Origin of the sequence: Pseudokineococcus marinus, assembly GCF_013004605.1 — a bacterium.
Classification (GTDB): domain Bacteria; phylum Actinomycetota; class Actinomycetes; order Actinomycetales; family Quadrisphaeraceae; genus Pseudokineococcus; species Pseudokineococcus marinus.
The window spans coordinates 1-6,590 of the sequence record NZ_JABEMA010000174.1; the positions used below are offsets into that span (position 1 = coordinate 1).

Genomic DNA, 6,590 nt, shown 5'->3' on the forward strand with positions numbered 1-6,590 from the left:
CGACCGGCGCACCGACGGCGCCGCCGGCGCCGGCGAGCGCCCGGCCCCCACGGAGGCCGACCTCGCCGGCGCGCAGCGCGTGCGCTACCGCCGCGCCCCCCGCTACCGGGTGCTCGTCGGCCTCGGCGTGGCCGTCGGCGCGGTGCTCGCGCTCGTCCTCGCCCTGACGAGCGAGCCGAGCGCGACGTACAGCCGCGCCGCCGTCTTCGGCTACCTCCTCGCCGCCCTGGGGCTCTCGCTCGGCCTCCTCGGCGGGCTCGTCGGCGTCCTGCTCGAGCGCGTGGCGCGCCGGGGCTGAGCCGCGGCGGCCCGGGGCCCCGGGCGGTGCCGGGAGGTGACCGCCGCGGAACTCGCGTGACGGACCGCCGTCACGGGGCGATCCTCGTCGGGCCGCGCGGGCCCGTGCGGCTCCTCCCGCACGAGAGAGCAGACCCATGCCCACCGACGGCCGGCCCGACCGGCTCTCCCCGCGTCTGATGAGCTGGGCGTCGATCCTCGACGACGCCACCCGCGAGCAGGCCCTCACGACGGCGACCATGCCGTTCGTCCACCCGCACGTCGCCCTCATGCCCGACGCGCACCTCGGCAAGGGGGCGACGGTCGGCTCCGTCATCCCCACCGACGGCGCGATCATCCCCGCCGCCGTCGGCGTCGACATCGGCTGCGGGATGCTCGCCGTCCGGACGCCGTACGACGTCGAGACGCTGCGCCGCACCGACCTCCGGGCGCTGCACGCCGGCATCAGCCGGCGCGTGCCGCTGTCCGCGGGCGGGCGCAACCGCGGTGTCGAGGCGACGGCGGAGCCCCGCGTCGCGGAGCTGCGGGGGACGCCCGGTGGGCAGCAGGCGGACGAGGTCTCGCGGCGCTGGGAGCGGCAGCTGGGGACGCTCGGATCGGGCAACCACTTCATCGAGGTGTCCGAGGACGAGCTCGGCCGGGTGTGGCTGTTCCTGCACTCCGGGTCGCGCGGCGTCGGCAACCAGCTGGCGCAGCGGCACATCCGGGTGGCCCAGGAGCAGGCGACCCGGCGGTTCTACGACCTGCCCGACCGCGACCTGGCCTACCTCGTCGAGGGGGAGCCCGAGTTCGACGCCTACGTCGAGGCCCTCCTGTGGGCGCAGCGCTTCGCCGCGCTGAACCGCGAGGAGATGATGGACCGGGTCGTCGCCGCGCTCGCCGAGGCCCTGGGGCTGGGCGGGCCGGAGGACGTCGTCCGCGAGGAGACCATCGGCTGCCACCACAACTACACGGCGCGCGAGAGGCACTTCGGGCGCGAGGTGTGGCTCTCCCGCAAGGGCGCCATCAGCGCCCGCGAGGGCGAGCCCGGCCTCGTGCCGGGCTCGATGGGCGACGCGTCGTACGTGGTCGTCGGCCGGGGCGACCCCGTGGCGCTGCACTCCTCGCCCCACGGGGCGGGGCGGGCGTGGTCGCGCTCCGCGGCGCGGAAGCGCTTCTCCCGCAGCGACCTCGACGCCCGCATGGGGGACGTCGTGTGGGGGGAGTCGGACGCCTTCCTCGACGAGCACCCGGAGGCCTACAAGCCGGTCGACGTCGTCATGGCCGACGCCGCCCGCCTCGTCGACGTCCGCCACGTGCTGCGGCAGGTGGTCAACGTCAAGGGGGACTGAGGGCCGGGACGGCTGACGGACGGCGGGGCACCCCGCCGTCCGTCACGCCCGGCCCGCCGTCCCGGGCCCGTGCCGGCGCGCCCGCTCGAGCGCGGCGGCGAGGCGCTCGACGTCGCCGGTCGCCATGCCCCGCAGGTCCAGGCGCTCGCGGTCCAGGACGGCGACCGGCCACTGGTCCCAGCGCCCCGGGGGCCGGACCTCCACGACGTCCTCCCACGGGCGCCAGGCCCGGCGGACGACGCCGTGCCGCCGCCGCAGCCCCTCGGGCCCGACCTCGGTGCCCCGGCGCGAGACCGCCAGGACGACGGGGAGGAGGGCCCAGTTCGCCAGCAGCCTCCCCACACCCCTGGGGCCGTCGAGGACGACGACGGACGTGACGACGGCGACCAGCCCGACCACGACGACGACGCCCAGCACCACCAGGACCGTCCGCGCCCGCCCCCGCGGCGGGACGAACGGCTCCCAGTGCACCCGCGCGAGGTCCTCCAGGTCGGGAGGCGAGCGGTCAGCCACCGGCGGCCTCCCCGTCGGCGGCGCCCGTCCGGTGCTCCTCGCGCGCGGCGGCCAGGGCGGCGGTGAGCCGCTCGACGTCCTCGCGCGGCACGTGCGGCAGGGGCACCGCCGTGCCGTCGGCGAGCAGCGCGTGGCCGCCGTCGCCCAAGCGGCCGGGCGGCACGAGCTCCCGGACGTCGTCCCACGCCACGACGCGGCGCCGTCCCGCGGGGCGGACGTCGAGGTGGGTGGGCGTGATGCGGGTGGTGCGGTCGAGCGCCCGAGCGAGGAGCTCGCCGCCGAGGCCGAACGCGCCGACGCCGACGAGGTGGGCCACCGCGTCCGCGCCGCGCAGGGCGGCGAGACCGAGCACGGCCGCGACGGCGACCACCAGGCCGCGCAGCGCCCTCGCGCCGCCCGGGCTCAGCAGCGGCTCACGCCCCTCGGCGAGGTAGGCGGCCCGCAGCCCGGTGGTGTCGACGCGCAGCTCGTCGTCGCCCGCCCCCACGCCGCGGAGCATGGCCCAGGAGACCGGGGCGTGCGCCGCGGGGGGCCGGACCTCACCCGTCCGGGGTCGCTCGGGCGGAGCCGTCCACGACGGTGACCGTGCGCGGTCACGCTCGTGGACGTCCTCCGACGGCTCTCCGGCGTCCGGCCGGAGCCGCGCGCTGTGCCACCATGACGCCGTGCCCGGTGGCGACGGACGGCTGACCCACGACCTGCTCCCCGGCGAGAAGGGCCCGCAGGACGCCTGCGGGGTCTTCGGCGTCTGGGCCCCCGACGAGGACGTCGCGCGGCTGACGTACTTCGGGATCTACGCGCTGCAGCACCGCGGGCAGGAGTCCGCGGGCATCGCCGTGAGCACCGGCACGCAGCTGCTCGTCTACAAGGACATGGGTCTCGTGTCCCAGGTCTTCGACGAGCCGGCGCTGCGCGCGCTCCAGGGGACCCTCGCCATCGGCCACACGCGCTACTCCACGACGGGCGCGAGCCGGTGGGAGAACGCCCAGCCGACGCTGGGGGCGACGGCGACGGGCACCGTGGCCCTCGGGCACAACGGCAACCTCACCAACAGCCACGCGCTGCGCGACATGGTCGCCGAGATGCGGGGGGACCAGGGCGAGTCCGCGGCGAGCGGGGAGCTGGCGCGCGGGAACACCACCGACACGGCGCTCGTCACGGCCCTGCTGGCCGGGCACCCCGACCGCACGCTCGAGGCGACGGCGCTCGAGGTGCTGCCCCTGCTCGAGGGCGCCTTCAGCCTCGTCTTCATGGACGAGCGCACGCTCTACGCCGCCCGCGACCGTCACGGCGTGCGCCCCCTCGTCCTCGGGCGCCTCGAGCGCGGCTGGGTCGTGGCGTCCGAGACGGCGGCGCTCGACATCGTCGGCGCCAGCGTCGTCCGCGAGGTCGAGCCCGGCGAGCTCGTGGCGATCGACGAGGACGGCCTGCGCAGCACCCGCTTCGCCGAGAGCACGCCGAAGGGCTGCGTCTTCGAGTACGTCTACCTGGCGCGCCCCGACACGACGATCTCCGGGCGGGTCGTCCACGCGGCCCGGGTCGAGATGGGGCGCCGGCTCGCCGCCGAGCACCCCGTCGAGGCGGACCTCGTCATCCCGACCCCGGAGTCGGGGACCCCCGCCGCCATCGGCTACGCCGAGGCCTCCGGCATCCCCTACGGCCAGGGGCTCGTCAAGAACAGCTACGTCGGCCGGACCTTCATCCAGCCCGACCAGACGATCCGCCAGCTCGGGATCCGCTTGAAGCTCAACCCGCTGCGCGACGTCATCCGCGGCAAGCGCCTCGTCGTCGTCGACGACTCCGTCGTGCGGGGCAACACCCAGCGGGCGCTCGTGCGCATGCTCCGCGAGGCCGGTGCGGCCGAGGTGCACGTGCGCATCTCCTCCCCGCCCGTCACGTGGCCGTGCTTCTACGGCATCGACTTCGCCAGCCGCGCGGAGCTCATCGCCGCGGGCCTCGGCGTCGAGGAGATCCGCAGCAGCATCGGCGCCGACACGCTGGGCTACATCTCCCACGCGGCGATGGTCGAGGCCACCGAGCAGCCGGCCGACCGCCTGTGCTCCGCGTGCTTCACGGGCGAGTACCCGGTGCCCCTGCCGGACGCCCACCGCCTCGGCAAGCACCAGCTCGAGCTGGGGCTCACCGAGGTGCAGGGCGACGCCGTCCTCGGCGCCGCGGCCGCCGCACCGAGCGGCGCGGTGAAGGACGCCGAGGGCGCCGTCGCGGGACGCGGCCGGTGAGCGGCGGCGCCCCGACGGGCACGACGTACGCGGCCGCCGGCGTCGACGTCGAGGCCGGTGACCGCGCGGTCGCGCTCATGCGCGAGGCGGTGGCGCGCACGCACGGTCCCGAGGTCGTGGGCGGCCTCGGCGGCTTCGCCGGGCTCTTCGACGCGAGCGCCCTCGTCGGCATGCGCCGGCCGCTGCTGACGACGAGCACGGACGGCGTCGGCACGAAGATCGCCGTGGCGCGGGCGATGGGCGTCCACGACACGGTCGGGATCGACCTCGTGGCCATGGTCGTCGACGACATCGTCGTGAGCGGGGCGCGGCCCCTGTTCATGACCGACTACATCGCCTGCGGGCGCGTCGACCCCGAGCGCGTCGCCGACCTCGTCCGGGGCGTCGCCCGCGGCTGCGAGGAGACCGGCACGGCCCTCGTCGGCGGCGAGACGGCCGAGCACCCCGGGCTCATGGAGCCCGACGAGTACGACGTCGCGGGCGCCGCCACCGGCGTCGTCGAGGCCGACGACGTCCTCGGCCCCCAGCGCGTGCGGGACGGCGACGTCGTCGTCGCGATGGCGAGCTCGGGGCTCCACAGCAACGGCTACTCGCTCGTGCGCCGGGTCGTCGCCGACGCCGGGTGGGGCCTCGACCGCCACGTCGACGAGCTGGGGCGCACCCTGGGGGAGGAGCTCCTCGAGCCCACGCGCCTGTACACGCGCCCCTGCCTCGCGCTCGCGCGCGGGCTCGGCGCGGACCTGCGGGCCCTCAGCCACGTCACCGGCGGCGGGCTCGCGGCCAACCTCGGCCGCGTCCTGCCCGCGGGCCTGCAGGCGGCGGTCGACCGCGGCACCTGGGCCCCGCCCCCGGTCGTCCGCCTGGTCGGCCACCTCGGCGGCGTCCCCCGCGCCGACCTGGAGCGCACCCTCAACATGGGGGTCGGCATGGTCGCCGTCGTCGCGCCCGACGCCGTCGACGGCGCCCTGGCGGACCTCGCGGCCGCCGGCGTGAGCGCCTGGGTGGCGGGGGGCGTGGGCCCCGACGACGGCGGACGCGGCCCCGAGGTCACCGTCGGTGCCAAGGGCGTCGACGGCGGCAGCGTCGTCCTGCGGGGCGAGCACCCCCCGGCGTGAGGGAGCCGGCTCCGAGCGCTCGGGCCGGGAGCAGAGCCGCCGCGGGCACGCGCGAGCGCACCGCCGGCCGGAGCCGACGGTGCGCTCGTGCGGGGGAGAGGTGTCAGCGGGAGGAGCCGGAGGCCCAGCCGCCGTAGCCGTCGTCGTCCTCGTCGGAGCTGTCCCGCTCCGGCGGGTCGTACGACGTGCCGGAGTGCCCGAGCTCGCGCTCGAGGGACTTGTAGTCCGTCTCCGGGCTGTAGTACTTGAGCTGGCGAGCGACCTTGGTCTGCTTCGCCTTCTGACGGCCGCGCCCCATGGCGTCGACCCCCTCTGAACGTCGTGCCGGGGCAGGCCGTCGAGGACGGCGGCCCCGGGGCCTGGTCATCTCTGCGCGCCCGCCACGCTACAGCCTCGCCGTCGCTTCCGGCACACCGGTCCGGGCCCCCGGGGGCTCCCGTCCGCGCCGTGCCCGACCCCGCCGCGCGGCCTCCCGGGTGGCCGGTGAGCGCCGTCGGGAGGGGCGACCGGAGGTGCGCCGTCGTGCGGCCGGCGTCGTGCGCTCACCCGTCCGGCGCCCTCCTGCGTCCGTCCGGGTGACGCCCTGTTCGCTTCCGGCGGGCGACGGCATCACGAGATGGTCACAGATGTGACGACCCTGAGCGCCGGAGATCACCCGTGGTCACGGGAAAGCGTCTTTCCGTCACCCAGCGCCCCGACTCGTCACCGTCGATGACGATTACCCAGGACCTAGTCATTCCGGACTATGGCGACTCACAGGTTGCGACAGCACACTCGAGGCCCGAGACACCACGGGTCGGCGCCGCGCCGACCCGAGCCCCCCAGGAGGACGCCATGACCGCTCGCACCGACGAGGTCGAGAGCCTGCTCACCCCCGCAGAGGTCGCCGCCCTCTTCCGCGTGGACCCCAAGACGGTCACGCGCTGGGCGAAGGCGGGCAAGCTCTCCTCGATCCGGACCCTCGGCGGGCACCGCCGCTACCGCGAGGCCGAGGTGCGCGCGCTGCTCGGCGGCGCCGTCCCGCAGCCGCGCGCCACCGAGGACTGAGGCGGCGGCCCCGGGTGCTCCCCGGGGACCCCGGGGCGGCCGCCCCC

General features: G+C 76.8%; 7 protein-coding genes and 1 pseudogene. 5 read left to right on the forward strand and 3 right to left on the reverse strand.

What is annotated here, in order from left to right:
• Both HLB09_RS11165 and HLB09_RS11170 read left to right on the forward strand, forming a co-directional pair.
• A pseudogene (locus HLB09_RS11165) lies at positions 1-298 on the forward strand (hypothetical protein); the annotation flags it as partial.
• Positions 299-434: 136 nt separating this feature from the next.
• Positions 435-1,628 (forward strand): RtcB family protein, encoded by a 1,194-nt coding sequence (locus tag HLB09_RS11170; protein ID WP_171203450.1) that lies wholly within the window; start codon positions 435-437, stop codon positions 1,626-1,628.
• A 42-nt stretch (positions 1,629-1,670) separates the two neighbouring features.
• On the opposite strand, the gene HLB09_RS11175 is transcribed toward HLB09_RS11170, so the two are convergent.
• A complete protein-coding gene (locus HLB09_RS11175) occupies positions 1,671-2,141 on the reverse strand; it encodes a hypothetical protein (protein ID WP_171203451.1) in 471 nt (156 codons plus the stop codon).
• A complete protein-coding gene (locus tag HLB09_RS11180) occupies positions 2,134-2,628 on the reverse strand; it encodes a PH domain-containing protein (RefSeq protein ID WP_171203452.1) in 495 nt (164 codons plus the stop codon). The genes HLB09_RS11175 and HLB09_RS11180 overlap by 8 nt, the downstream gene beginning before the upstream one ends.
• Positions 2,629-2,806: 178 nt before the next feature.
• On the opposite strand from HLB09_RS11180, the gene purF reads away from it, so the two are divergent.
• The gene (gene purF / locus HLB09_RS11185) at positions 2,807-4,381 is read left to right on the forward strand and encodes an amidophosphoribosyltransferase (RefSeq protein ID WP_171203453.1); all 1,575 of its coding nucleotides are present in this window, start codon (positions 2,807-2,809) and stop codon (positions 4,379-4,381) included.
• Positions 4,378-5,496: a phosphoribosylformylglycinamidine cyclo-ligase gene (purM, locus tag HLB09_RS11190; RefSeq protein WP_171203454.1), complete on the forward strand. Its 1,119-nt coding sequence runs from the start codon at positions 4,378-4,380 to the stop codon at positions 5,494-5,496. Before purF ends, purM begins: the two co-directional genes overlap by 4 nt.
• 103 nt (positions 5,497-5,599) lie before the next feature.
• On the opposite strand, the gene HLB09_RS11195 is transcribed toward purM, so the two are convergent.
• Complete coding sequence (locus HLB09_RS11195) at positions 5,600-5,794, reverse strand: DUF3073 domain-containing protein (protein ID WP_171203455.1); 195 nt, start codon at positions 5,792-5,794, stop codon at positions 5,600-5,602.
• 536 nt (positions 5,795-6,330) lie between these two features.
• Here HLB09_RS11195 and HLB09_RS11200 point away from each other — a divergent pair.
• Positions 6,331-6,543: a BldC family transcriptional regulator gene (locus HLB09_RS11200; RefSeq protein ID WP_171203456.1), complete on the forward strand. Its 213-nt coding sequence runs from the start codon at positions 6,331-6,333 to the stop codon at positions 6,541-6,543.
• Positions 6,544-6,590: the final 47 nt, after the last annotated feature.